21 protein-coding genes and 1 rRNA gene are annotated in these 25,429 nt (G+C 73.6%); 16 read left to right on the top strand and 6 right to left on the bottom strand.

Annotation, left to right across the window (positions count from 1 at the left end; genetic code table 11):
- Window positions 1–92 (top strand): 5S ribosomal RNA (gene rrf, locus AB0950_RS31945); the annotation flags it as partial.
- Between the two features lie 32 nt (window positions 93–124).
- Here the strand turns inward: rrf and AB0950_RS31940 are convergent.
- The gene (locus tag AB0950_RS31940; protein WP_366779966.1) at window positions 125–1,072 is read right to left on the bottom strand and encodes a hypothetical protein; all 948 of its coding nucleotides are present in this window, start codon (window positions 1,070–1,072) and stop codon (window positions 125–127) included.
- Window positions 1,073–1,336: 264 nt separating this feature from the next.
- On the opposite strand from AB0950_RS31940, the gene AB0950_RS31935 reads away from it, so the two are divergent.
- A complete protein-coding gene (locus tag AB0950_RS31935) occupies window positions 1,337–2,083 on the top strand; it encodes a hypothetical protein (RefSeq protein WP_366779965.1) in 747 nt (248 codons plus the stop codon).
- A gap of 63 nt (window positions 2,084–2,146) precedes the next feature.
- Here AB0950_RS31935 and AB0950_RS31930 read toward each other — a convergent pair whose 3' ends face one another.
- The gene (locus AB0950_RS31930; RefSeq protein ID WP_366779960.1) at window positions 2,147–3,430 is read right to left on the bottom strand and encodes a DUF1015 domain-containing protein; all 1,284 of its coding nucleotides are present in this window, start codon (window positions 3,428–3,430) and stop codon (window positions 2,147–2,149) included.
- A gap of 95 nt (window positions 3,431–3,525) precedes the next feature.
- Here AB0950_RS31930 and AB0950_RS31925 point away from each other — a divergent pair, with 95 nt between their 5' ends.
- The 4 genes from AB0950_RS31925 to AB0950_RS31910 all read left to right on the top strand — a co-directional run bounded on the left by AB0950_RS31925 (window position 3,526) and on the right by AB0950_RS31910 (window position 7,604).
- Window positions 3,526–4,554, top strand: a complete 1,029-nt coding sequence (locus AB0950_RS31925) for an HAD-IIA family hydrolase (RefSeq protein WP_366779959.1) — start codon at window positions 3,526–3,528, stop codon at window positions 4,552–4,554.
- 118 nt (window positions 4,555–4,672) lie between these two features.
- Window positions 4,673–5,716: an iron ABC transporter permease gene (locus tag AB0950_RS31920; RefSeq protein WP_360576069.1), complete on the top strand. Its 1,044-nt coding sequence runs from the start codon at window positions 4,673–4,675 to the stop codon at window positions 5,714–5,716.
- A complete protein-coding gene (locus tag AB0950_RS31915; protein WP_360576071.1) occupies window positions 5,713–6,759 on the top strand; it encodes an iron chelate uptake ABC transporter family permease subunit in 1,047 nt (348 codons plus the stop codon). The genes AB0950_RS31920 and AB0950_RS31915 overlap by 4 nt, the downstream gene beginning before the upstream one ends.
- The gene (locus AB0950_RS31910) at window positions 6,756–7,604 is read left to right on the top strand and encodes an ABC transporter ATP-binding protein (protein ID WP_360158818.1); all 849 of its coding nucleotides are present in this window, start codon (window positions 6,756–6,758) and stop codon (window positions 7,602–7,604) included. Before AB0950_RS31915 ends, AB0950_RS31910 begins: the two co-directional genes overlap by 4 nt.
- On the opposite strand, the gene AB0950_RS31905 is transcribed toward AB0950_RS31910, so the two are convergent.
- Window positions 7,588–7,935, bottom strand: coding sequence for a sterol-binding protein (locus AB0950_RS31905; RefSeq protein WP_360158821.1), 348 nt, complete (start codon window positions 7,933–7,935; stop codon window positions 7,588–7,590). The two genes, AB0950_RS31910 and AB0950_RS31905, sit on opposite strands and share 17 nt — an antisense overlap.
- A 42-nt stretch (window positions 7,936–7,977) precedes the next feature.
- Between AB0950_RS31905 and AB0950_RS31900 the strand changes: the two genes are divergently transcribed.
- From AB0950_RS31900 to AB0950_RS31875, 6 genes are all read left to right on the top strand, one after another.
- Window positions 7,978–8,262, top strand: coding sequence for a hypothetical protein (locus AB0950_RS31900; RefSeq protein ID WP_360158823.1), 285 nt, complete (start codon window positions 7,978–7,980; stop codon window positions 8,260–8,262).
- 7 nt (window positions 8,263–8,269) lie between these two features.
- The gene (locus AB0950_RS31895; RefSeq protein ID WP_360158826.1) at window positions 8,270–9,085 is read left to right on the top strand and encodes a TlyA family RNA methyltransferase; all 816 of its coding nucleotides are present in this window, start codon (window positions 8,270–8,272) and stop codon (window positions 9,083–9,085) included.
- A complete protein-coding gene (locus AB0950_RS31890; protein WP_360158829.1) occupies window positions 9,082–9,987 on the top strand; it encodes an NAD kinase in 906 nt (301 codons plus the stop codon). The genes AB0950_RS31895 and AB0950_RS31890 overlap by 4 nt, the downstream gene beginning before the upstream one ends.
- A gap of 52 nt (window positions 9,988–10,039) precedes the next feature.
- Window positions 10,040–11,782 carry a DNA repair protein RecN gene (gene recN, locus AB0950_RS31885; RefSeq protein WP_366779958.1) on the top strand — a complete coding sequence of 581 codons (1,743 nt, stop codon included), beginning with the start codon at window positions 10,040–10,042 and terminating at the stop codon, window positions 11,780–11,782.
- A 70-nt stretch (window positions 11,783–11,852) separates the two neighbouring features.
- Complete coding sequence (locus AB0950_RS31880) at window positions 11,853–12,599, top strand: hypothetical protein (protein ID WP_366779957.1); 747 nt, start codon at window positions 11,853–11,855, stop codon at window positions 12,597–12,599.
- Window positions 12,600–12,869: 270 nt separating this feature from the next.
- Entirely contained in the window at window positions 12,870–14,006 is a 1,137-nt protein-coding gene (locus AB0950_RS31875; protein WP_360576075.1) for a glycosyltransferase family 4 protein, read from the top strand.
- A 3-nt stretch (window positions 14,007–14,009) separates the two neighbouring features.
- Here AB0950_RS31875 and AB0950_RS31870 read toward each other — a convergent pair whose 3' ends face one another.
- Genes AB0950_RS31870 through AB0950_RS31860 form a run of 3 tightly spaced genes read right to left on the bottom strand, consistent with a single transcriptional unit; the run spans window position 14,010 to window position 18,910 of the window.
- A complete protein-coding gene (locus AB0950_RS31870) occupies window positions 14,010–15,656 on the bottom strand; it encodes a PucR family transcriptional regulator ligand-binding domain-containing protein (protein WP_360158841.1) in 1,647 nt (548 codons plus the stop codon).
- A 44-nt stretch (window positions 15,657–15,700) separates the two neighbouring features.
- Window positions 15,701–17,059, bottom strand: a complete 1,359-nt coding sequence (locus tag AB0950_RS31865; RefSeq protein WP_360158844.1) for an FAD-binding protein — start codon at window positions 17,057–17,059, stop codon at window positions 15,701–15,703.
- 48 nt (window positions 17,060–17,107) lie between these two features.
- On the bottom strand, window positions 17,108–18,910 hold the full coding sequence (locus tag AB0950_RS31860; RefSeq protein WP_360159225.1) for a glycoside hydrolase family 15 protein: 1,803 nt from the start codon (window positions 18,908–18,910) through the stop codon (window positions 17,108–17,110).
- A gap of 593 nt (window positions 18,911–19,503) precedes the next feature.
- On the opposite strand from AB0950_RS31860, the gene AB0950_RS31855 reads away from it, so the two are divergent.
- From AB0950_RS31855 to ald, 4 genes are all read left to right on the top strand, one after another.
- Window positions 19,504–21,153, top strand: a complete 1,650-nt coding sequence (locus AB0950_RS31855; protein ID WP_360159228.1) for a CTP synthase — start codon at window positions 19,504–19,506, stop codon at window positions 21,151–21,153.
- Between the two features lie 84 nt (window positions 21,154–21,237).
- Window positions 21,238–21,864, top strand: coding sequence for an NUDIX hydrolase (locus tag AB0950_RS31850; protein WP_360158847.1), 627 nt, complete (start codon window positions 21,238–21,240; stop codon window positions 21,862–21,864).
- A gap of 161 nt (window positions 21,865–22,025) precedes the next feature.
- Window positions 22,026–24,086, top strand: a complete 2,061-nt coding sequence (locus AB0950_RS31845) for a tetratricopeptide repeat protein (RefSeq protein ID WP_366779956.1) — start codon at window positions 22,026–22,028, stop codon at window positions 24,084–24,086.
- A gap of 144 nt (window positions 24,087–24,230) precedes the next feature.
- On the top strand, window positions 24,231–25,346 hold the full coding sequence (gene ald / locus AB0950_RS31840) for an alanine dehydrogenase (protein ID WP_360159231.1): 1,116 nt from the start codon (window positions 24,231–24,233) through the stop codon (window positions 25,344–25,346).
- Window positions 25,347–25,429: the final 83 nt, after the last annotated feature.

Below are 25,429 nucleotides of genomic sequence, written 5' to 3'. Positions count from 1 at the left end.
CGCCCGGTTACATTCCGAACCCGGAAGCTAAGCCTTACAGCGCCGATGGTACTGCAGGGGGGACCCTGTGGGAGAGTAGGACACCGCCGAACAATCTTTGGGAAGGACCCCTGGTCACCAGCGTTCAGCTGGGACCAGGGGTCCTTTCGTTTTTACAATGCTTGTAGTACCGAAGACAGGAGTCACCATGTCCACCAACTCTCCCGACGACCGACCGGAGCGCGACCAGCGGCGACGGGACAGTGGTGACCGTGGTGATCGCGGCGGCTACCGGGGCGACCGCGGCGGCTTCCGCCGTGACAACGACCGCCGTGACACCGAGCGTGGTGGTTACGGCCGGCGTGACGACCAGCGCGGTCATGGCGACCGCCGTGACGACCGCGGAGGCTTCCGCCGCGACGACCGGCGTGACGACCGGCGCGACGATCGGCGCGATGACCGGCGTGACGATCGTCGCGATGACCGGGGTGGGTTCCGTGGCCGGGACGACCGTGGTGGTTATGGCGGTGGTTATGGTCGGCGGGACGATCGTCGTGAGGGTGAGCGGGGTTCGCGTCCCGGTTTCCAGCGGGACGACCGTGACCGTGGGCCGCGTGGGGATGACCGGCGTGACGACCGGGGCGGGTTCCGTGGCCGCGATGACCGTGGTGGGGACCGTCCGTCCTACCGCCGTGACGACGAGCGTGGTGGTTACGGCCGGCGTGACGACCAGCGCGGTCACGGCGACCGCCGTGACGACCGCGGAGGCTTCCGCCGCGACGACCGGCGCGACGACCGTCGCGATGACCGCCGTGACGATCGTCGCGATGACCGGGGTGGGTTCCGTGGCCGCGACGACCGTGGTGGTTATGGCGGTGGTTATGGCCGGCGGGACGATCGTCGTGAGGGTGAGCGGGGTTCGCGTCCCGGTTTCCAGCGGGACGACCGTGACCGTGGGCCGCGTCGGGATGACCGGCGTGACGACCGGGGCGGGTTCCGTGGCCGTGACGACCGTGGTGGTTATGGCGGTGGTTATGGCCGGCGGGACGACGAGCGTGGTGGTTACGGCCGGCGTGACGACCAGCGCGGTCACGGCGACCGCCGTGACGACCGCGGAGGCTTCCGCCGCGACGACCGGCGCGACGACCGCCGGGACGATCGGCGTGACGACCGGGGTGGGTTCCGCGGCCGTGACGACCGCGGCCGGGACGACCGTGGTCGTGGGCCGCGTCGGGACGACCGGGGTGGCCGGCCTGGTGGCTTCCGGGGCCGGGACGACCGCAGGGACGACCGCCGGGGCGGTGGCCGCTTCCGCGACGAGCGCGACCGTGACCGGGACCGTGAGCCGATCAAGCGGCTGCCGATCCCGGAGGACGTCACCGGTGAGGAGATCGACAAGGACGTCCGGCAGGAGCTGCAGAGCCTGCCCAAGACGCTCGCGGACGACGTCGCCAAGAACCTGGTGATGGTCGCCCGGCTCATCGACGAGGACCCCGAGGGCGCCTACGCCTACTCCAAGGTGGCCCTGCGCCTGGCGTCCCGCGTGGCAGCCGTGCGCGAGGCGGCAGGGTTCGCGGCGTACGCCAACCAGAAGTACAGCGAGGCCCTCGCCGAGTTCCGGGCCGCGCGGCGGATGACCGGCACCGTGGACCTGTGGCCGGTGATGGCCGACTGCGAGCGCGGTCTCGGGCGGCCGGAGAAGGCGCTGGACATGGCCGGCGCCCCGGAGGTGCACAAGCTGGACAAGGCCGGTCAGGTCGAGATGCGGCTCGTCGCGGCCGGCGCCCGGCGTGACATGGGCCAGCTGGACGCGGCCATCGTGACCCTGCAGAGCCCCGAGCTGGCGTCGAACGCCGTCCACCCGTGGACCGCGCGCCTGCGGTACGCCTACGCCGACGCCCTGCTGGCCGCCGGCCGCCAGGGCGAGGCGCGGGAGTGGTTCGCCAAGGCCGTCGAGGCCGACCGGGACGGCAGCACGGACGCCTCCGACCGGCTCGCCGAGCTGGACGGCGTCGAGTTCCTCGACGCCCTGGACGAGAGCGGGGACGCGGGCGAGCCCGAGTCCGCCGAGCCGTCCGGGGAAGACGGCGACGACAAGGACTGACGACAGTCACTGAGAAGAGGGCGGGTTCCCCCAGGGGAGCCCGCCCTCTTCGTGTTCAGGCGTTCAGATCTCCAGCGCCCGCAGCACCAGCCCCGACGCCGGCTTCGGGCCGAACGACGTCGACTTGCGGGGCATGGTCACGCCCTGGCGGGCCAGGTCGCGTACGACCTCCTCGCGGACCGGGTGCATCAGCACGGCCGTACCGCCGTCGCGTTCCGCCTTGGCGACCGTCGCGGCCGTGTCGTGGATGTACGCGATGTGGGCGGGGGAGTCCTCGGGGATGTGCCACACATGGTCGAGCAGGGTGGCGTGCAGCACCGTGGCGTCCAGGGAACGCCAGGCGGCCGGACGGTCCGCGGGAATCGTGCGGGTCAACAGGTCCGGGTCCGGGCGGTCGAGCAGGTGGAAGGCGCCGTCGCCGGCCAGGAGGAAGGCGTTGCCCGCGCAGGACGCGTCCGCCAGCGCCTCCAGGGCCTCGGCGAGGGGTGTGTCGAGGCGCCGCACCCGGAACAGGCCCTGCACGGCCGCGAGTGCGTCGGCGACCGGCAGGCCGTGCAGCAGGCGGTGGATGGCGCGGACGCGCAGCGGGTAGCGGGCGGTGTCGACGAGCAGCACCAGGCCGTGGTCCCAGGGGCTGGGGGAGGGGTGCTCGGCGCGCAGCCGCAGATAGGTGGCCCAGCGGTGGTGGCCGTCGGCGATCAGGGCCTGCTGACGGGCCAGGTCGGACTGGATCCGGGTGACGTCGGCGGGGCCGGTGACGGACCACAGGCGGTGGCGGAAGCCGTCCTCGGTGGTCGTGGCCAGCAGCGGCGGCGTGCCGGCCGTGCGCTCCACGACCTCGGCCGCCGTGCCGTCGCCGCGGTAGGTCAGCAGCAGCGGCTCCAGGTTCGCGCGCGTGGCGCGCATCAGGGCCGCGCGGTCGGCGACCACGGGCGGCATGACGTCCTCGTGCGGCAGCACCACGCCTTCGGCCGGCTCCGACACCCGCAGCGCGCCGATGATCCCGCGCTGGAGCAGGCCGCTGCCGTCCCGCTGCTCGTAGACGTACAGGCCGGGCTCCGGGTCCGCGGTGAGGACGCCCTCGTCCAGCCATCGGCGCAGGGTGTCCGCCGCCTGCTCGGTACGGGCGCTCGGGGTGCCGGCCTGAGGCAGGATCAGCCGGACGATGTTGTACGGGTCGGCGGACTGGAGGTGGTGCACCCCGTCGGGACGGACGACGACGTCGTACGGCGGGGAGGTGACGGAGGCCAGGCTGCCGACCCGGTCGGGGTCGTAGCGAAGGCCGCGGAACGGGCTGAGTTCCAGGCCCCGGCGCGCCGTTGCCTCCGAGTGACCTGCAGTGTTCATCCCGGCATCGTACGTGTGTCAGTGGCGTGCGGGATGATCGGGGGAAAGGCGGGAGAACGCCTTGGGACGACGGTTGGACGAGGAGCGATGCGGACATGAGCCAGGCGGTCAGGACGAGGCCCGAGGGCAGTGGGCAGCCCCTGAGCGAGGCGTACGACACGGCGCTGCTCGATCTGGACGGGGTGGTGTACGCGGGCGGGCAGGCGATCGCGCACGCGGTGGAGTCGCTTGCGGTGGCGCACTCCGGCGGCATGCATCTGGCGTACGTCACCAACAACGCGCTGCGGACGCCGGACACGGTGGCCGGGCATCTGACGGAGCTGGGCATACCGACCGGCGCCGATGACGTCATCACCTCCGCCCAGGCCGTCGCGCGGCTGATCAGCGAACAGGTGCCGGCCGGGGCGCGGGTGCTGGTGATCGGTGGCGAGGGGCTGCGGGTGGCGCTGCGCGAGCGGGGCCTGGTGCCGGTGGAGTCGGCGGACGACGATCCGGCGGCGGTCGTGCAGGGCTACGGCGGCCCTGACCTGACCTGGGGGAGATTCGCGGAGGCGTCGTACGCGGTGGCGCGCGGGGTGCCGTGGTTCGCGTCCAACACCGACCTGACGATCCCGAGCGGCCGGGGCATCGCGCCGGGCAACGGAGCGGCCGTGGAGGTCGTCCGGATCGCCACGGGCAAGGAGCCGCAGGTGGCGGGCAAACCGTTGCCGCCGATGCACCGCGAGACGATCCTCCGGACGGGCGCGAAGCGGCCGCTGGTGGTCGGGGACCGGCTGGACACGGACATCGAGGGCGCGTTCAACGGCGGGGTCGACTCGCTGCTGGTGCTGACCGGCGTCACCGACGCCGCCCAGCTGCTCGCGGCGCCGCCGCGGCACCGGCCGACGTACGTGGACGCCGATCTGCGCGGCCTGCTCACCGGCCAGCCGGAGGTCACCGCCGACGGCGACGGCTTCCGCTGCGGCGGGTTCACGGCGACGGCCCGGGCGGACCGGCTGGAGCTGGAGGGCGACGGCGAGGCACTGGACGGACTGCGGGCACTGTGCGCCACGGCCTGGACGGCCGCGGGTGACGGCTCCTGCACGCTGGACGGGGGGAAGGCGCTGGCACGGCTGGGACTGTGAGCGGGCTTGAGGGGTAGGCGCTGGCACGGCTCGGACCGTGACGGGGTCTGGGGCCGGTGACTGCGACCGATTCACCCCGGCATCGCAACCTACAGCGAGGGTAGGCTAACCTAACCTCGTGTTGGTCGACAGTCCTCCGGAACAGCGCGCGGAGTCCGCCCCCGCGCCCCCAACCCGTCGGTCCGCAAGGGCCGTTGGGGTCCTGCTCGCCGCCGTGCTCCTGGTGCTCGTCGCCCTGGCGAGCGTCGCGGTCGGGGCGAAGGCGCTGTCGCCGGACCAGGTGTGGCACGGCCTGTTCCACGGCACGGGGACCTACGGCGACGTGGTCGTGGACGAACGGCTCGCCCGCACGGTCCTGGGCCTGCTGGCCGGTGCCGCGCTCGGTCTCGCGGGCGCGGTGCTCCAGGCGCTCACCCGCAATCCGCTGGCCGACCCCGGGCTGCTCGGCATCAACGCGGGCGCCTCGGCCGGCGTCGTCACCGCCATCACCTACTGCGGCGTCACCAGCCTGACCGGCTATGTGTGGTTCGCCTTCCTCGGGGCCGCGGCGGTCGGGGCGCTGGTGTGGTTCCTCGGCGGCAGCCGGGGCGCCACCCCGGTGCGGCTCGCGCTCGCCGGCACGGCGATCAGCGCCGCCCTGTACGGCTACCTCCAGGCGGTGATGATCCTGGACGACGCGGCGCTGGCCAAGATGCGTTTCTGGACGGTGGGTTCGCTGGCCTCGGCCGACTACTCGACCATCGTGCAGGTGCTGCCGTTCCTCGCGGCCGGCATGGTCCTCGCGCTCGCGCTCGCCCGCCCCCTGAACGCCGTCGCGATGGGCGACGACACCGCCCGCGCCCTCGGCGCGCACCTGGGCCGCACCCGCGCGCTCGCCATGCTGGCCGCGACCGTGCTGTGCGGCGCCGCCACCGCCGCCTGCGGACCCATCGTGTTCGTCGGCCTGATGGTCCCGCACGTCGTGCGCTCCTTCACCGGCCCCGACCTGCGCTGGATCCTGCCGTACGCCACGGTCCTGTCGCCGGTGCTGCTGCTCGGCGCCGACGTCGTCGGCCGGGTCGTGGCGCGCCCCTCGGAACTCCAGGTCGGCATCGTCACCGCGGTCATCGGCGGCCCGGTCTTCATCCTGCTCGTACGACGGCGGAGGACGGCCCAGCTGTGAAGAGGCGAACCACGCACCGGGCCGTCCGCACTCCCGGGGGGCTCTCCCTGCGCCTGGACCTGCGGGCCCTGACCGTCGTCGTGCTGCTGCTGGCCGCCGCCGGTGCGGCCGGGGTGGCGCTGATCGGCACCGGCGACGCGAAGATCCCCGCGGCCGACGTGCTCAGGACCCTCGCCGGGAACGGCAACGCGTACCAGGACTTCATCGTCAACGAGCTGCGGCTGCCGCGGGTGCTGGTCGGCCTGCTGGTCGGCGCCGCGCTCGGCCTCGGCGGCGCGCTGTTCCAGTCCGTCTCGCGCAACCCGCTCGGCAGCCCGGACGTGCTGGGGCTGTCCCAGGGTTCGACGGCCGGCGCGCTCGTGGTGATCGTGCTGCTGTCCGGCAGCACCACCCAGGTCACCGTCGGAGCGCTGGCCGGTGGTCTGGTGACCGGGCTCGCCCTCTATCTGCTCGCCTGGAAGCAGGGCGTGCACGGGTACCGGCTCGTCCTGGTCGGCATCGGCGTCTCCGCGATCGCCACCGCGGTCAACGGCTATCTGCTCACCAAGGCCGACCTGGTCGACGCGGCCCGCGCGGTCGTGTGGATGACCGGCTCGCTGGACGGCCGGGACTGGGACCAGGTCTGGCCGCTGCTCGCCGTGTGCGCGGTCCTCGTCCCGCTGGTCCTCGTCAACGCGCGCGGCCTGCGGATGCTGGAGATGGGCGACGACGTCGCCGGCGCCCTCGGGGTGCGGGTGCAGCGGGTCCGGCTGGTGCTGATGGTCTGCGCCGTGCTGCTCACCGCCGCCGCCACCGCGGCCGCCGGACCCGTCAGCTTCGTCGCGCTGACCGCGCCGCAGCTGGCCCGCCGCCTGACCCGCTCGCCGGGGCCGAACCTGGTGCCCTCCCTGTGCATGGGCGCCGCCCTGCTGGTCGCGGCCGACTGGGCCGCGCAGCGCGCCTTCGGCGCCGACCAGCTGCCCGTCGGCGTGGTCACCGGCGTCCTCGGCGGCGGCTATCTGCTGTGGCTGCTGGTCACCGAGCGCAGGGCGGGCCGGATATGAGCCACATCCCCACGAAGACGACCGGGAGCACCGTGAACCGCCTGTCCGCCGAGAACGTCACCCTCGCCTACGACCAGCGCGTCATCGCCGAACGGCTGTCGGTGGAGATCCCCGACAACTCCTTCACGGTGATCGTCGGCCCGAACGCGTGCGGCAAGTCGACGCTGCTGCGGGCGCTGTCGCGGATGCTCAAGCCCAGCCAGGGCCGGGTGCTGCTCGACGGCCAGGTCATCCAGTCGATGCCCGCCAAGAAGGTCGCCCGCACCCTCGGGCTGCTGCCGCAGTCGGCCGTCGCGCCCGACGGCATCACCGTCGCCGACCTCGTCGGCCGGGGCCGCTACCCGCACCAGGGCCTGCTGCGCCAGTGGTCGGCCGAGGACGAGCGGGTCGTACAGGAATCCATGCGGCAGACCGGGGTCGAGACGCTGGCCGACCGGTACGTCGACGAGCTGTCCGGCGGGCAGCGGCAGCGGGTGTGGATCGCGATGGCGCTCGCCCAGCAGACCCCGCTGCTGCTGCTGGACGAGCCGACCACCTACCTGGACATCCAGCACCAGATCGACGTCCTCGACCTGTGCGCCGAGCTGCACGAGACCCAGGGCCGCACCCTGGTCGCCGTCCTGCACGACCTCAACCACGCGGCCCGCTACGCCACCCACCTCATCGCCCTGCGCGGCGGCGAGGTCATCGCCGAGGGCGCCCCGAACGACATCGTCACCGCCGAGCTGGTGGAGGAGGTGTTCGGGCTGCGCTGTCAGGTCATCGACGACCCGGAGACCGGCACCCCGCTGGTCGTCCCCGCGGCGCGCGGGGCCCGGCGGGAGCGGCTCACAGCAGCTTCCTGAGCCGGAACAGGTCCAGCAGGCTCGCCTCCAGCCGCACCCGGCCCGAGCCCCAGGCGGTCGCGAAGTTCAGCTCGCCGTCCACCAGCGCCACCAGGTCGTCCCCCGCCATGGCGAGCCTGATCTCCGCCTTGTCCCGCGGCGGGCCGGGGTGGGTGTCGTCCACCTCGATCCGCCCGCCCGTCATACGGCCGGCGAAGGTGACGTCCAGGTCGGTGATGTGACAGCTCACCGAGCGGTCCAGCGCGGCGGCCGCGCGGACGCCGCCCTCGGCGCCCTGCATGTTGTCCGAAAGCTTTCCCAGTGCGGCGCGGCACTCCTCGATCGTGGCCATCGCCACCGACCGTACCCCAGCCGTTCGGGGTAGCGTCTGCCCATGAGCGAGTCCGTGACCGAGGCCCCCGCGGATGCCGTGACGGAGGCCGAGCCCGAGTACGACCCCGCCGCGCCCGCCCCCCTGAGGCTCCCGCGCACCCCCACCGGCAACGCCGAGGTCGACGCCCAGCTGGAACGGCTCGCCGACGCCGACCACCTCGCCACCGACGGGCACATGGAGGTGTACGAGGATGTACACCGGGGGCTGCGCGACGCGCTCACCGCGCTCGACGCCCGCCCGGGACCTCCGGCGCCCCCGCCCTCGCACCATCAGAGCAGGAGCTGAACCGAACGTGGCAGGAGTCGCACGTCGCCGTCTGGACGCGGAGCTGGTCCGAAGGAAGCTCGCGCGCTCGCGTGAGCACGCCGGCCAGCTGATCGCCGCGGGGCGGGTCACCGTCGGCAAGACCGTGGCGACCAAGCCGGCCACCCAGGTGGAGACCGCCGCGGCGATCGTGGTCCAGGCCGACGACAGCGACCCCGACTACGTCTCCCGCGGCGGGCACAAGCTCGCCGGCGCCCTGGAGGTCTTCGTCCCGCAGGGGCTCGTGGTCGAGGGCCGGCGCGCACTGGACGCCGGCGCGTCCACCGGCGGCTTCACCGACGTGCTGCTGCGCGCGGGCGCCGCGCACGTCGTCGCCGTGGACGTCGGCTACGGACAGCTCGCCTGGTCGCTCCAGAAGGATGAACGCGTCACCGTCAAGGACCGTACGAACGTACGCGAGTTGACGCTCGAGGCGATCGATGGGGAGCCGGTGGATCTTGTCGTGGGCGATCTGTCCTTCATTCCGCTCGGGCTGGTGCTGCCGGCCCTGAAGCGGTGCGTGACGCCGGACGCCGACCTGGTGATGATGGTCAAGCCGCAGTTCGAGGTGGGCAAGGAGCGGCTGGGCAGCGGGGGTGTCGTACGGAGTCCGCAGCTGCGTGCGGAGGCCGTGCGGGGTGTGGCCGAGAAGGCCTGGGAGCTGGGGCTCGGGGTGCAGTCGGTCACCGCCAGCCCGCTGCCCGGCCCCTCGGGGAACGTCGAGTACTTTCTCTGGCTGCGGGCGGGGGCACCCCAGGTGGACCCGGCCGACGTCGACCGTGCAGTGGCGGAGGGGCCGCGTTGACACAGAACCTGGCGCGTACTGTTTTCCTGCTCGCCCACACCGGGCGGCCCGCGGCGGTCCGCAGTGCGGAACTCGTCGTCAAGGGCCTGCTGCGGCATGGCATCGGGGTGCGGGTGCTGGAGGAGGAGGCGCGCGACCTGCCGCTGCCGGACCAGGTGGCGCTGGTCAAGGAGGCGACCCCGCAGTGCCTCGACGGGTGCGAGCTGCTGATCGTGCTCGGCGGTGACGGGACGCTGCTGCGGGGCGCCGAGTTCGCCCGCGCGTCCGGGGTGCCGATGCTCGGCGTCAACCTCGGCCGGGTGGGGTTCCTCGCGGAGGCCGAGCGCGACGACCTCGACCGGGTGGTCGACCGGGTGGTGGCGCGGTCGTACGAGGTCGAGGAGCGGATGACCGTCGACGTCGTCGTGCACCGCAACGGGGACATCGTGCACACCGACTGGGCGCTGAACGAGGCGGCCGTGCAGAAGGCCGGCGCCGAGAAGCTGCTCGAGGTCGTGCTGGAGATCGACGGGCGGCCGGTGTCGGAGTTCGGCTGCGACGGGGTGATCCTCTCCACGCCGACCGGGTCCACGGCGTACGCCTTCTCCGCGGGCGGGCCGGTGGTGTGGCCCGAGGTGGAGGCGCTGCTGATGGTGCCGATCAGCGCGCACGCGCTGTTCGCCAAGCCGCTGGTCACCTCGCCGGACTCGGTGCTCGCGGTGGAGGTCCTGCCGCACATCCCTCCGGGGGTTCTGTGGTGCGACGGGCGGCGGACCGTCGAGCTGCCGCCGGGGGCGCGGGTGGAGGTGCGGCGGGGGGCGGTGCCGGTACGGCTTGCTCGGCTTCATCACTCTTCGTTCACGGATCGGCTTGTCGCGAAGTTTGCGCTGCCGACGACCGGATGGCGAGGGGCGCCCCACTAGCTCGCCCGGGTGACAATGGCGGGCCATGTGCGCTCCCCGGCCCGGACCTCGTATGGTCTGTTCCGTGTTGGAGGAGATGCGGATACGGTCGCTCGGGGTCATCGACGATGCCGTCGTCGAGTTGTCGCCGGGGTTCACCGCCGTCACCGGTGAGACGGGTGCGGGCAAGACCATGGTGGTCACCAGCCTGGGGCTGCTGCTCGGCGGCCGGGCGGACCCGGCGCTCGTGCGGATCGGGGCCGACAAGGCGGTCGTGGAGGGGCGGGTCACCGTGCCCGCGGACGCCGCCGCCGTCGTACGCGCCGAGGAGGCGGGGGCCGAGCTGGACGACGGCGCGCTGCTGATCAGCCGTACCGTTTCCGCCGAGGGCCGCTCCCGGGCGCACCTGGGCGGGCGCAGCGTGCCCGTGGGGCTGCTCGCCGAGCTGGCCGACGACCTGGTGGCCGTGCACGGGCAGACCGACCAGCAGGGGCTGCTGAAGCCGTCCCGGCAGCGGCAGGCGCTGGACCGGTACGCGGGCGACGCCGTCGCCGTGCCGCTCGCCAAGTACACCGAGGCCTACCGGCGGCTGCGGGCCGTCTCCGCGGAGCTGGAGGAGATCACCACACGCGCGCGTGAGCGGGCGCAGGAAGCCGACATGCTGCGGTACGGCCTGGAGGAGATCGCCGCCGTCGAGCCGCGCGCCGGGGAGGACGCCGAGCTGGCCGAGGAGGCCGAGCGGCTGGGGCACGCGGAGGCGCTGTCGTCCGCCGCGTCGGCCGCGCACGCCGCTCTCGCGGGCAATCCCGAGGACCCCGAGGGGATCGACGCCTCCACCCTCGTCGCGGGCGCCCACCGGGCCCTGGAGGCCGTCAGGTCCCACGATCCGGCGCTCGCCTCGCTCGCCGACCGGATCGGGGAGATCGGGATCCTGCTCGGTGACGTGGCCGGTGAGCTGGCCGGGTACGCCGACGACCTGGACGCCGATCCGCTGCGGCTGGCCGCCGTCGAGGAGCGCCGGGCCGCGCTGAACGTGCTGACCCGCAAGTACGGCGAGGACGTCAACGCCGTGCTCGCCTGGGCCGAGCAGAGCGCCGCGCGCCTGACCGAGCTGGACGGCGACGACGAGCGGACCGAGGAGCTGACCGCCGAGCGGGACGCGCTCCGCGCCGAACTGGGCGGTCTCGCACAGGCGTTGTCGGACGCGCGGAGGGACGCCGCCGAACGGTTCGCCGCCGCCGTGACCGCCGAGCTGGCCTCGCTGGCGATGCCCCACGCGCGCGTGTCCTTCGACATCCGGCAGACCGAGGACCCCGAGGGCGTCGAGGTCGGCGGGCGCACGGTCGCGTACGGGCCGTCGGGCGTGGACGAGGTCGAGCTTCTGCTCGCCCCGCACCCGGGCGCCCCGCCGCGGCCCATCGCCAAGGGCGCGTCCGGCGGTGAGCTGTCCCGCGTGATGCTCGCCGTGGAGGTCGTCTTCGCGGGCACCGACCCGGTGCCGACGTACCTCTTCGACGAGGTCGACGCCGGTGTCGGCGGCAAGGCGGCGGTCGAGATCGGCCGGCGCCTGGCGAAGCTCGCCAGGACCGCGCAGGTCGTCGTGGTGACCCACCTGCCCCAGGTGGCCGCCTTCGCCGACCGCCAGCTGCTCGTGGAGAAGACGAACGACGGCTCGGTCACCCGCTCCGGAGTGAAGGTGCTGGAGGGCGAGGAGCGCATCCGCGAACTCTCCCGCATGCTGGCCGGCCAGGAGGACTCCGAGACGGCCCGCGCGCACGCGGAGGAACTGCTGGCGACGGCCCGGGCGGACCTGTAGCCGGGCTCGGCTTCCAGGGCGGGCGGGTCCGGCTTCCCTGGCAGGCCGGCTCGGCTTCTAGGGTGGCGGGATGATCGTCAAGGGTGCGCCCCGCTCCTTCCTGCTGTCCGCCGCGCTCACCCGGGCCGGCCTCGCCCTGCTGCGCGCCAACCCGCCCGGCGGCGCGGCGCGTTGGCAGCGCGAGAACCACGCCGGCCGGAGTGTCGGGCTGCACGCCGGGCCCGCCGCGGCGCTCGGTGCGGCCGGCGCTGTCGCGCGAGTCTGTCCCGGGGCGGGGCTCGCCGTGCTGGCCGCCGGGGTGTGCGGGGCGTACGACGATGTCGCCGGCGACCACCGGCGGGGGTTCCGGGCGCATCTGCGGGCGCTGAGGGACGGTGAAGTCACCAGCGGGGCCGTGAAGTTGTTCGGGATATCGGCCGCCGGGCTGGTCGCGGGCGCGCTGATGAAGGAGCGGCTGCCGGACAAGGTGCTCGCCGGGGTCGTGATCGCCGGTGCCGCGCACTTCGTGAACCTCGTCGACGTGCGGCCGGGGCGGGCCGCCGGCGCGGTGCTCGCGCTGGGGGCGCCGGGGCTGCTGCGCGAGGGGCCCGCCGCCGGACTGTCGGCCGCCGCGATGGGCGCCGCCGCGGCCGTCCTCCCCGACGACGTCGGGGAACGCGCGATGATCGGGGACACGGGGGCGCACGCCCTCGGCGCCGCGCTGGGGGCGGCCGTCGTGGCGGGCAACCGGCGCGCAGGGCTGCTCGCGCACGCCGTCGCCGTCGTGGCCGCCGCCGTGCACGGGGACCGGGTGAGCGCCTGGGTGCGGGCACTGTGAGCGTCTGACCTCGCCGTATGCGCCGGTGCGGGGTTCACCCGGGCCGGGGCTTCCTTCCCCCGTGTGGGTGACGTGCTCCGGCGCATTGCCCTCGGCCCGCCGCAGGGTGCGCCCCCCGGATTTCCCTGAACGGCCCTGTCGGCTGGCATGCTTGAAGGGCATGCGGTCCGCGCGGGAGGCGCGCGGTGTACGTCCTTGCGCACTCCTGAGCCCGCTACGTTCTGTACGTTTCCTCGTGACCGCCCACGCCGAACCAGGAGTCCCGGCCTCGTGAGCCCCCTGAGCAGCAACGCACCGCACGGCCAGCAGCCGCTGCGCACCGTGCAGGTGCTGGGCGGAGGCAACGCCGGCAGCAGCGCGCATGTGCGCTCGCTGGCCGAGGGGCTCGTCGCGAGGGGCGTGCGGGTCACGGTGTGCGCCCCCGTCGAGGCCGACCGCGCCTACGATTTCACCGGCGTCGGCGCCGAACACGTGCACGTGCCACGCAGCAGCGACCCCGTCGCGGTGGCCGCGCTGCGGACGGCCTGCGCCAACGCCGACCTGGTGCACGCGCACGGGCTGCACGCCTCCTTCCGGGCCGTCCTCGCGCTCAGCGGCCGGCGCACCCCCCTGGTGGTCACCTGGCACAACCGGGCGTGGGCCGAGGGCCCGCGGGCGCATCTGCTCAGGGTGCTGGAGCGGCGGGTGGTGCGGACGGCGGCCGTCGTCCTCGGCACCAGCCCCGACCTGGTGGCCCGGGCACGGGAGACCGGGGCACGGGACGCCCGGCTCGGCGCCGTCGGCCTGCCGGGGCAGCGGCGGCCCGCCGTCCTCGACGACCCCGACCGGCTGCGCCCCAAGGTCCTGGCCGAACTCGGCGCCACCGGACGCCCCTTGCTCCTCGCGGTCGGCTCCCTCGAGCGGCACCGCGGCTACGACGTCCTGCTCGACGCGGCCCGCGCCTGGCGGGACCTGGACCCCGTGCCGCTGGTCGTCATCGCCGGGGAGGGGCCGCTGCGGCCGGAGTTGCAGCGGCGCATCGAGGACGAGGACCTGCCGGTGCGGCTCGTCGGGCACCGCGACGACGTGCCCCAACTGCTCGCCGCCGCCGACCTGGCGCTGCTGACCAGCAGATGGGAGTCGCGGTCCGTGCTCGCCCAGGAGGCGCTGTACGCGCGCGTGCCGCTCGTCGCCACCCGGGTCGGCGGCATCCCCGACCTCGTCGGCGACGCGGCCGAACTCGTCCCGTACGGCGACCCGGAGGCGCTCGCCGCCACCGTCGTACGGCTCCTCGCGGACCCGGAGCGCCGGGAGGAGCTGGCCGCGGCCGGGCCCAGGCAGGCCGCCAGCTGGCCGACCGAGGACGAGACGGTGGCCCAAGTGCTCAGCGTCTACGACGAGTTGACCCAGCCGACACCGCTGGCCTAGGCGCTAGGGCACGTGCCGGCGGGCGCGCAGGGCGAGGCTCAGGGCGAGGACGGTCTGCGGGTCGTCGAGGTCGGTGCCCAGCAACTCCCCGATGCGGGCGAGCCGGTTGTACAGGGTCTGCCGGTTCAGGTGCAGTTCGCGGGCCGTCTCCGCCTTGCGGCCCGCGTGCGCCAGATAGGTCTGCAGCGTCGGCAGCAGCGGCGGCTTGGAGCGGTTGTCGTGGTCGCGCAGCGGGCCGATCGCACGGTCCACGAACGCGGCGAGGTCCGGATGGTCGCGCAGCCGCCACAGCAGCAGGTCGATGTCGAGGCGGCGGGCGTCGTACCAGGGCCGGTCGGTCAGGCCCTGCGCGGCCGTCGCCGTCTCCGCCGCGTGCCTGAGCCCCGCCGACGCGGCCGCCCAGCCGCCCGCCACGCCGACCACCACGACCGGCGGCGGCGAGCCCGGCCGGCGCATCCCGGCCCGCTCCACGCCCGTGCGCAGCGCCGCCGCCACCCGGTCGGCGACGGCCGGGCGCTCCGACTCCGAGCGCAGGCCCAGCAGCACCAGCACCCGGCCCTCCACCGGCCGTACGCCCAGCAGCACCGGCACCCCGACCGCGGCCAGCTCCTCGGAGACGGCCCGGGCGAGCACCGCCCAGCCACCGCCGGGGGAGAGGCTGTCGCCGATCCGCATCACCACGGGCAGCAGCGGGCTGTCGCCGGGCTTGAAGCCGAGGACCCGGGCCTGCGCCGGGGCGTCCTCCGCGGAGATGCGGCCCTCGGCGAGGTCGGTGAGGAAGTCGCCGCGCCCGCGGGCCGCCAGCTCCTCCTCCTGCCGGGCCTGCATCAGCACCACGGCCAGGATGCCCGCGGCCCGCTCGGCGGCGATCCGGTGCACGGGCGCCAGCGGGCCGCGCACCGGCAGCAGCGCCAGTCGGGCCCGGACCGAGCCCGCCGTGCCGGGGCCGCCGCCGGGCACGTCCACCAGCACCGAGCCGGCGGGCGGCGGGGCGTCCTTGCGCGGCCCGCGCAGCCCCTCCCACACCTGGAGCGGGTCCGCTCCCTCGGGCCCCTCACCGGCGGCGTACAGCAGGCGGCCGTCGGCCGTCTCCAGGAACACCGGGTTGCCGCTGAAGTCCGCCAGGATGCCCAGCACCTGCGGCACCCCGCCGCCGCCCAGCAGCGCCTCGGTACACCGCCGGTGCACCTCCTCGGCCCGCTGGAGCAGGGCGTAGTGGCCGTTGACGATCTCCGTGTGGATCTCCTCGGTGACCGTCACGAACGGCACCTCGCGGTGCAACTGCACCAGCGGCAGCCCCGCGGCGCGCGCGGTGTCCACCAGGGCGGCCGGCAGCCGGGTGAAGCGCGGGCCCAGCTCCACCACCAGGGCGGCGATCCCGCGCTCGGCGAGGGTCCGCACGAACGCCCGCTGCTCGGCGGGCCGGGTGCCCAGGCCGTACCCGGTGGTGAGCAGCAGCTCGCCGCCCTTGAGCAGCGAGGCGATGTTCGGCACCTCACCCGCGTGCACCCAGCGCACCGTGCGCCCCAGCCGGTCGGCGCCCGCCAGGATCTCCGGCAGCCCGCTGCGCAGTCCGGGCAGCTCCAGCGCCCGCTGAAGGGTGATCCCGGCGCCCTGGGTGTCGGGTCGGTTGTCCGTACGGCTGTCCATGCAGCGGACGCTACCTGCGACAACGCCCGGAGAACATCTTCGGGCTACACCGGCTTGACGGTGTGGCCGAACCGGAAGACGTCATCGGGGTCCCAGCGCCGCTTGACCTTCTCCAGGCGCAGCAGGTTCCCGGCGCCCAGGCCCGCCCGGAGCCGCTCGGGGCCCTCGTCGCCGACGAAGTCCAGGCAGACGTCCCCGGTGCTCCAGGGCCGCACCTCGGCACACGCCTGCCGCACCCAGGCCGTCTCCCGCTCGTCGTCCGCCGGGTCCGCCCAGCAGGCGAAGGGGTGCGCGACCCAGGACGCGTCCCGGTACGCCACCGGGTACTCGCGGGGGCCGGAGGCGATCGCACCGCCCAGCGGGAACAGCGCGTGCCGGCTGCCGGGCGAGGCGGGCATGCGCTGCGCGCGGGCGTGGAAGAGGTCCACCAGCTCGTCGGGCAGGTCCGCGAGGCACTCGGCCGACCCGTCGTGGCGCACGCCGGGCGGCGGGTCCAGCAGGCACTGCACGTCCGCGTACGGCAGGGTGCCGACGATGTCCGTCTCGTGCGGCAGCGCCAGCAGCGGCTCGGCGAGCTTGCGCAGACCGGACTCGCCGCCCGCGTACGTCAGCAGGGCGGCGCACCGCAGCCCGGACTCCGCCGGCGGACCGGTCAGGTACAGCACGGCGCCGCCGGCCTCGTCGGGCCCGGTACGGACGACCTCACGGAAGGCGCGCACCAGCGCCGGGCCGGACTCCGGCGGGCACAGCAGCAGCGCCACCGAGAACTCCGGCAGTTCGCGCAGCTCCAGGGTGAGCGCCGTCACCACGCCGAAGGCGCCGTCGCCGCCGTGCAGCGCCCAGAACAGCTCCGGGTTCTCGTCGGCGTTGGCGTGCACCCGCTCGGCGTCGGCGGTCACCAGCTCGACGCCCAGCAGCTGGTCCACGGCCAGGCCGAAGGCGCGGTCCAGCCAGCCGGTGCCGCCGCCGAGGGCGTAGCCGCCGACGCCGGTGGTGGAGACGCGGCCGCCGGTGGTCGCCAGCCCGTACGGCTGGGTGGCCCGGTCCAGGTCGCTCATCGTGGCCCCGCCCGCCACCCGGACCGCCTCGGCGGCCGGGTCGACGGTCACTCCGCGCATCCGGCGCAGATCCACCACCAGCGCGCCGTCGACCCTGGGCCCTGCCGGGCCGTGCCCGCCGCCCTGCACGGCGATGTGCAGGTCCAGCTCGCGCGCGAAGCGGACGGCCCGGACCACGTCGGCCGCGTGCGCGCACCGGGCGATCACGGCCGGGCGCCGGTCGATCCGGGCGCCGGACCCGCCCCGGGCCTCGTCGTAGCCCGGGTCCGGCGGGGCGAACACCTCGCCGGCCAGATCCTCACGGAGCGCGGCGAGGGCCGTGTGCGCCTTGGAACGGGCAGCCATGGCAGCCCCCCTTCGGGCAGGGTGCTGCCTTCAGCCTAGGCGCACGGCTCAGCCGCCGTACGCCCCGGAAGCCGTCAGCCGCAGCGCCGTGTCGATCAGCGGCACATGGCTGAACGCCTGCGGGAAGTTGCCGACCTGCCGCTGGCGCCGCGGGTCCCACTCCTCGGCGAGCAGACCGAGGTCGTTGCGCAGCGCGAGGAGCTTTTCGAACAGCCTCCTCGCCTCGTCGACGCGGCCGATCATCGCCAGGTCGTCGGCCATCCAGAACGAGCAGGCCAGGAAGGCGCCCTCGTCGCCCGGAAGGCCGTCGACGCCGGCGTGGGCGCCCTCCGTGGGGTAGCGCAGGATGAACCCGTCCGGAGTGGACAGCTCGCGCTGGATCGCCTCGATGGTGCCGATCACCCGCTTGTCGTCCGGCGGCAGGAAGCCCATCTGCGGAATCAGCAGCAGGGAGGCGTCCAGCTCCTGGGAGCCGTAGGACTGGGTGAAGGTGTTGCGCTCCTTGTCGTAGCCCTTCTCGCACACGTCCCGGTGGATGTCGTCGCGCAGTTCCTTCCAGCGCTCCAGCGGGCCGTCCGCGTCACCGGACTCGATCAGCTTGATGGTGCGGTCCACCGCGACCCAGGCCATCACCTTGGAGTGCACGAAGTGCCGGCGCGGGCCGCGCACCTCCCAGATGCCCTCGTCCGGCTCCTGCCAGTGGTCCTCCAGGTAGCGGATCAGCTTCAGCTGGAGCAGGGAGGCGTAGTCGTTGCGGGCCAGGCCCGTCATGTGCGCCAGGTGCAGGGCCTCGGTGACCTCGCCGTACACGTCCAGCTGGAGCTGGTGGGCGGCGCCGTTGCCCACCCGGACCGGCGCCGAGTTCTCGTAGCCGGGCAGCCAGTCCAGCTCGGCCTCCCCGAGCTCCCGCTCGCCGGCGATGCCGTACATGATCTGCAGGTTGTCCGGGTCGCCGGCGACCGCGCGCAGCAGCCACTCGCGCCAGGCGCGGGCCTCCTCGCGGTAGCCGGTGCGCAGCAGCGACGACAGGGTGATCGCGGCGTCGCGGAGCCAGGTGTAGCGGTAGTCCCAGTTGCGCACGCCGCCGATGTCCTCGGGCAGGGAGGTCGTCGGCGCGGCGACGATGCCGCCCGTGGGGGCGTACGTCAGCGCCTTCAGGGTGATCAGGGAGCGGATCACCGCCTCGCGGTACGGCCCGTGGTAGGTGCAGTGGTCCACCCACTCGCGCCAGAACTCCTCCGTCGCCTCCAGCGAGGCCTCCGGCTCCGGCAGCGGCGGCGGCTGCTTGTGCGAGGGCTCCCACGAGATGGTGAAGGCGATCCGGTCACCCGGACCGACCGTGAAGTCGGCGTACGTGGTCAGCGACTTCCCGTAGGTCTCGGCCTCTGTGTCGAACCACACGGAGTCCGGCCCGGCGACCGCCACCGTACGCCCCTCGTGCTTGTGCACCCAGGGGATGACCCGGCCGTAGGAGAACCGCATCCTCAGGGCCGAGCGCATCGGCACCCGGCCGGTGACGCCCTCCACGATCCGGATCAGCTGCGGGGCGCCGTCGCGCGGGGGCATGAAATCGGTCACGCGGACCGTGCCGCGCGGGGTGTCCCACTCCGACTCCAGGATCAGCGAGTCGCCGCGGTAGCCGCGCCGGGCGGCCGTGGGCGGCTGCGCGTCGGCCGCGTGGGCCGGGCCGAGCCGCCAGAAGCCGTGCTCCTCGGTGCCCAGCAGGCCGGCGAAGATGGCATGCGAGTCGAAGCGGGGCAGGCACAGCCAGTCCACCGTGCCGTCCCGGCAGACCAGTGCGGCGGTCTGCATGTCTCCGATGAGTGCGTAGTCTTCGATGCGCCCGGCCACGTGCAACTCCAGTCGAACGGCCACGTCACCCCCGCGCAGGGGGCTGTCGCTAGTGCGGTCAAGGGGTCGTTTGTTGTGCTCGTTGAGCGGTGAAGCAAAGCAGCCCGCCGAGCCCTGAGGCAACACGACAGTCTTTGCTCAACGAACTGCCGCGCTCTCGTTGTTCCGGGTGATGGTGGCGGGGGTGTGCCGTCGTTCCGGCCGGGCTCGGCAGCGAGTGTCCGAGCAGGATACGACGCACGTAGATGATCTGCGTGCCGCTCCGGGCAACCCGTGTGGGCCGAACGGGTGAGGAGCGGGTGACAGCCGTGTGACCTGCGCGTGCCTGCGGTGACAGGTGTGGCGGGCGGGCCCGGAGCCGGGTGCGCGCGGCCCCCGGCGCCCGGCGGGCGAGGCGCCCCGTGCCCGGCCGGACGCGGAGCGTGGCCGGGAGCCATCCCGGCCGGGCGCTGATACCCTGGTAGCCCGTGGACCGGTGGGCCCCGAAGGAAAAAGAGGCGTCCCCCGAACCGCAGCGACGGCACCCCCGGACTCGTCCGGACCGAAGGCCGTACCGCACGACAGACCGCGACCACGGGAGCCCCCTCTTGGCCATGCCGCCGAAATCTACGACGACCAAGCACATCTTCGTCACCGGGGGTGTCGCCTCCTCGCTCGGCAAGGGCCTCACCGCCTCCAGCCTGGGCATGCTGCTCAAGGCCCGCGGCCTGCGCGTCGTGATGCAGAAGCTCGACCCGTACCTGAACGTGGACCCGGGCACGATGAACCCCTTCCAGCACGGTGAGGTGTTCGTCACCAACGACGGCGCCGAGACCGACCTGGACATCGGACACTACGAGCGCTTCCTCGACCGCGACCTGGACGGCACCGCCAACGTCACTACAGGCCAGGTGTACTCCACGGTGATCGCCAAGGAGCGGCGCGGCGAGTACCTCGGCGACACCGTGCAGGTCATCCCGCACATCACCAACGAGATCAAGCACCGCATCCGGCGCATGGCCACCGACGAGGTGGACGTCGTCATCACCGAGGTCGGCGGCACCGTCGGCGACATCGAGTCGCTGCCGTTCCTGGAGACCGTCCGCCAGGTCCGCCACGAGGTCGGCCGGGACAACGTCTTCGTCGTGCACATCTCGCTGCTGCCCTACATCGGCCCCTCCGGCGAGCTGAAGACCAAGCCGACCCAGCACTCGGTCGCCGCGCTGCGCAACATCGGCATCCAGCCCGACGCGATCGTGCTGCGCTGCGACCGCGAGGTCCCGACCGCCATCAAGCGCAAGATCTCGCTGATGTGCGACGTCGACGAGGCCGCCGTCGTCGCCTGCCCGGACGCCCGCTCGATCTACGACATCCCGAAGACCGTGCACGGCGAGGGCCTGGACGCCTACGTCGTGCGCAAGCTCGACCTGCCGTTCCGCGACGTCGACTGGACGACCTGGGACGACCTGCTGGACCGTGTCCACAACCCCGAGCACGAGATCACCCTTGCCCTGGTCGGCAAGTACATCGACCTGCCCGACGCCTATCTGTCGGTCACCGAGGCGCTGCGCGCCGGCGGCTTCGCCAACCGCGCCCGCGTGAAGATCAAGTGGGTGACCTCCGACGACTGCAAGACCCCGGCCGGCGCCAAGGCCCAGCTGGCGGACGTCGACGGCATCTGCATCCCCGGCGGCTTCGGCGACCGCGGTGTGCTCGGCAAGGTCGGCGCGATCAAGTACGCCCGCGAGAACAGGATCCCGCTGCTCGGCCTCTGCCTCGGCCTGCAGTGCATCGTGATCGAGGCCGCCCGCAACCTGGCCGGCATCCCGGACGCCAACTCCACCGAGTTCGACCCGGCCACCGCCCACCCGGTCATCTCCACCATGGCCGAGCAGCTGGACATCGTCGCCGGCGAGGGCGACATGGGCGGCACCATGCGCCTCGGCATGTACCCGGCGAAGCTCGCCGAGGGCTCGATCGTGCGCGAGGTGTACGACGGCAAGGAGTACGTCGAGGAGCGGCACCGCCACCGCTACGAGGTCAACAACGCCTACCGCGCGGAGCTGGAGAAGAAGGCGGGCATCCTGTTCTCCGGCACGTCGCCCGACGGCAAGCTCGTGGAGTACGTGGAGTACCCGCGCGACGTGCACCCCTACCTGGTCGCCACGCAGGCGCACCCGGAGCTGCGCTCGCGGCCGACGCGTCCGCACCCGTTGTTCGCCGGCCTGGTGAAGGCCGCCGTCGAGCGGAAGATCTCGCAGTAACACAACAGTTGTACGGTGGCCGGGGCGCTCGGGTTCACAACGATCGCGCCCCGGCCGCTTCGCGTACGTGTGGAAGGACAGGGCATGACGATCAAGGACACCCCCGAGGAGTGGGAGATCCGGGCGACCCAGACCCCCTTCCGGGGCAACAAGACCTCCGTCCGCACCGACGACGTGGTCATGCCCGACGGCTCGGTGGCCCGCCGCGACTACCAGGTCCACCCCGGCTCGGTCGCCGTCCTCGCCCTGGACGAGGAGGACCGGGTGCTGCTGATCAACCAGTACCGTCACCCGGTGCGGCACAAGCTGTGGGAGATCCCGGCCGGCCTGCTCGACGTGCCCGGCGAGAACCCGCTGCACGCCGCCCAGCGCGAGCTGTACGAGGAGGCGCACGTCAAGGCCGAGGACTGGCGCGTGCTCACCGACGTCTACACCACGCCCGGCGGCTGCGACGAGGCCGTACGGATCTTCCTCGCCCGCGGCCTGTCCGACGCCGAGGGGGAGCGTTTCGAGGCGGAGCACGAGGAGACCGACATGGAGCACGCGCGCGTGCCGGTCGAGGAACTGGTGCGCCGGGTGCTGGCCGGCGACGTGCACAACAACTGCCTGGTCGTCGGCGTCCTGTCCCTGGTGGCCGCCCGCGCCGGCGACGGCCTCGACGCGCTCCGCCCGGCCGACGCCCCCTGGCCGGCCCGCCCCTTCCAGTCCTGAACCGCGGCCGTTCGGCCCACTGGTGTGACGATCGCCTGATCCGATCAGGGGACGTTTCGGTCGCGCCCGTCACGGCACGTCGCAGAGCGTGAACTAGGCTCTGAAGGGCTCGTCCCGGAAGATCCGGCGGGCTTGCGTGAGGTGGGACGGGAGCGTGGCCCGTGACGGATCAGGCGGTGGACACAGGCGGCGCACGACTCTCGGCGCAGGGCGGCACGCACGACCATTTCCTGGGCCGCGTACGGGAGTTGAAGGAGCTGCGCGCCGACATCGAGCGCGCCGGGCTCGACACCCTCTCCGGCCGCAAGGCGCCACGCGCGCGCGTGCTGCTGATCGCGGGCCGCCCCGGCTCCGGCCGCACCGCCCTCGCCGAGGAACTCGTCCGTCAGGTCGCACACCGTTACCCCGACGGGGTGCTGCGGGCCCGGCTCAGCGAGCCCGACGGCACCCCCGTCCCGCTCGGGCGCGCCGCCCGTGACCTGCTCACCGCGCTCGAGCTGCCGGCCCCCGCCGGCGCCGCCGAGGACGAGCTGACCGAGGCGCTGCGCACCGCCCTCGCCGATCGGCGCGCCGTACTGCTCCTGGACGACGCGGCCGGCGCCGAGCAGGTCGACGCGCTGCTCCCCGAGGCCCCCGACTGCCTCGTGGTGGCCGTCTCCTCCGGCCCGCTCACCGGCATCGCCGACGTGCGCCCCTGCACCCTGGGCGGCCTGGACACCAAGTCGGCGGTGGAACTCCTCACCCGCTACGCCGGCGGCGTGCGCATCACGGTGGACCCGAGGTCCGCAGAGAGCCTGGCCGAGGCCTGCCAGGGCCATCCCGCCGCCCTCGTGCTGGCCGGCGGCTGGCTCGCCGCCCGGCCCCAGGCCGCCCTCTCCGACCTCGCCAAACGGCTGAACACCGACGACGGCACGGACGCCGCCCCGCCGGCCCGCCTCTTCCGGCACGTCCACGCCGACCTGCCCGCCCCGGCGGCCCGGATACTGCGCCTGCTCTGTCTCGCCCCGGCCGGCCTCGTCGACCCGCACACCGCCTCCGCCCTCGCCGGCTGCTCGGTCGACGCCGCCCGCGCCGCCCTGGACGACTTCGTCGCCCTCGGCCTGCTGCGCACGGTGGACTGCCCGCTGCCCCAGTACGACGTCCCCGGCTGGCTGCACCCGCTGCTGCGCGCCCGCGCCGAGGCCCAGGAGCGGCCCGCGGAACTGCAGCTGGCCCGCGCAAGGATGCTGGAGCGGACGGTACGGCTGCTGCAGGCCTGCCGGGCGATCACCGAGACGGACAGCCCGCAGGCCCGGGAGAAGCTCAACGCGATGCCCCGCGAGGTGCGCTTCCCGAACCCCAGGGCCGCCGCCGACTGGCTGCGCGTCCGGCGCCCCGCGCTGCTGGCGTCCGCGCGGCTCGCGGTGGCCGACGGAGAGCTGGACAACCTCGCAAGGCGGCTGATGTCCCAGCTGGTCAGGGCCATGGTGGCGCACGAGGGCACCCAGGCCGCGGCCGCCGACCTGTACGACGTGCACGGCCTCGTCCTCGACGTCGCCGAGCGGCAGGGACTGGCCCGGGAGCAGGCGGCGGCCCTGCTGAACCTGGGCGACGTGGACGCGCGGAGCGGCCGTACCCGCGAGGCGCTGGCACGATATCGGTCGGCTCTGGACGCCGGACGCAGAGCACATGACCCGTATGCGACCGGCCGCGCAATGGAATCCGTAGGTGCCGCCTACCAGGAGCTGGGCGACCACGACCGGGCCGCCGACTGGTTCGGCCGGGCGCTGGCCGAGCGGCTGGCCCGCGGCGAAGACGAGCAGGCCGCCCGGCTCTACGGCCGCATCGCCACCGCTCACGCGCAGGCGGGCCGCCACGGCGAGGCCCTCAGGAACTGGCGGGCCGCCGTCGCCGGCTACCGCAGGAGCGGCGATCTGGCCGCCCACGTGCGGGCGTTGAGCGAGCTGGCCCGGGTGCAGGAGCACGCGGGGCGGCCCGAGGAGGCGCTGCGCACCTGCCACGAGGCGGTGGAGTGCGCCCGGCGCGCCGACGACCTGAGGCTGCACGCCGCGCTGCAGCTCCGGCTCGCCGACACCCTCGAGCACCTCGGCGACCCCACGGCCGCCCGTCTGCACCGCGTGGCGGCCGAGCGCATGCTGGCCGAGGAGGCCCCGGAGGACGAGACAGGGGCGGAACAGGACGCTAACGCCTGCGAAATCCGTAGTGCATCCAGCCAAGATTAATGCAATGAAAGGCTAGACAGCCGGAACACCTTCATTAAACTGGCTCTGCCGCACGTTCCTGCGGTGTCTCCCGGTATGCCCCCGCATGTCTGGGTACGTCTGTAAAGCACCCCCATACCCTCTGAGCCAAGGACCGTGATCGACGTGAAGGTCGGCATCCCCCGCGAGGTCAAGAACAACGAGTTCCGGGTGGCCATCACCCCCGCCGGTGTGCACGAGCTGGTGCGCAACGGGCACCAGGTCGTCGTCGAGCGGGGCGCCGGCCTCGGTTCGTCGATCACGGACGAGGAGTACGCCTCCGCCGGTGCCGCCATCCTCGACACCGCCGACGAGGTGTGGGCCACCGCCGACCTGCTGCTGAAGGTCAAGGAGCCCATCGCGGAGGAGTACCACCGCCTCCGCAAGGACCAGATCCTCTTCACCTACCTGCACCTGGCCGCCTCCAAGGAGTGCACGGACGCGCTCATCGAGTCCGGCACCACCGCCATCGCCTACGAGACCGTCGAGCTGCCGAACCGCGCGCTGCCGCTGCTCGCCCCGATGTCCGAGGTCGCGGGCCGCCTGGCCCCGCAGGTCGGCGCTTACCACCTGATGCGCGCGGCCGGCGGCCGCGGCGTGCTGCCCGGCGGTGTCCCGGGTGTGACCCCGGCCAAGGCCGTCGTCATCGGCGGCGGCGTCTCCGGCTGGAACGCCACCCAGGTCGCCGTCGGCATGGGCTTCGACGTGACCCTGCTCGACCGCGACATCAACAAGCTGCGCGAGGCCGACAAGATCTTCGGCACGAAGGTCAAGGCGATCATGTCCAACTCCTTCGAGCTGGAGAAGGCCGTCCTCGACGCCGACCTGGTCATCGGCGCGGTCCTCATCCCGGGCGCCAAGGCCCCGAAGCTGGTCACCAACGAGCTGGTGGCCCGCATGAAGCCCGGAAGTGTCCTTGTCGACATCGCGATCGACCAGGGCGGCTGCTTCGAGGACTCCCACCCGACGACCCACGCCGAGCCGACCTTCCGGGTGCACAACTCGGTCTTCTACTGCGTCGCCAACATGCCCGGCGCGGTGCCCAACACCTCCACCAACGCCCTCACCAACGCGACGCTGCCGTACATCGTCTCCCTCGCCAACAACGGCTGGGTGGAGGCGCTGCGCCGCGACGCCGCGCTCGCCAAGGGTCTCAACACCCATGACGGCAAGGTCGTTTACAAGGAGGTCGCGGAGGCGCACGGCCTGGAGCACGTGGAGCTGGAGACCCTGCTCGGCTGACCCCTTGACCTGCCAAGTCGCCAAGTCGTCAGGTCATAAAAGGCGATTCGTCAACACGGCTCGTCAACAGCGCGCACCCGGCC

The organism is Streptomyces sp. NPDC007189 (assembly GCF_040703635.1).
In the GTDB taxonomy this organism is placed as follows: Bacteria; Actinomycetota; Actinomycetes; order Streptomycetales; family Streptomycetaceae; genus Streptomyces.
This window is presented reverse-complemented; position numbering and strand designations above follow the sequence as displayed.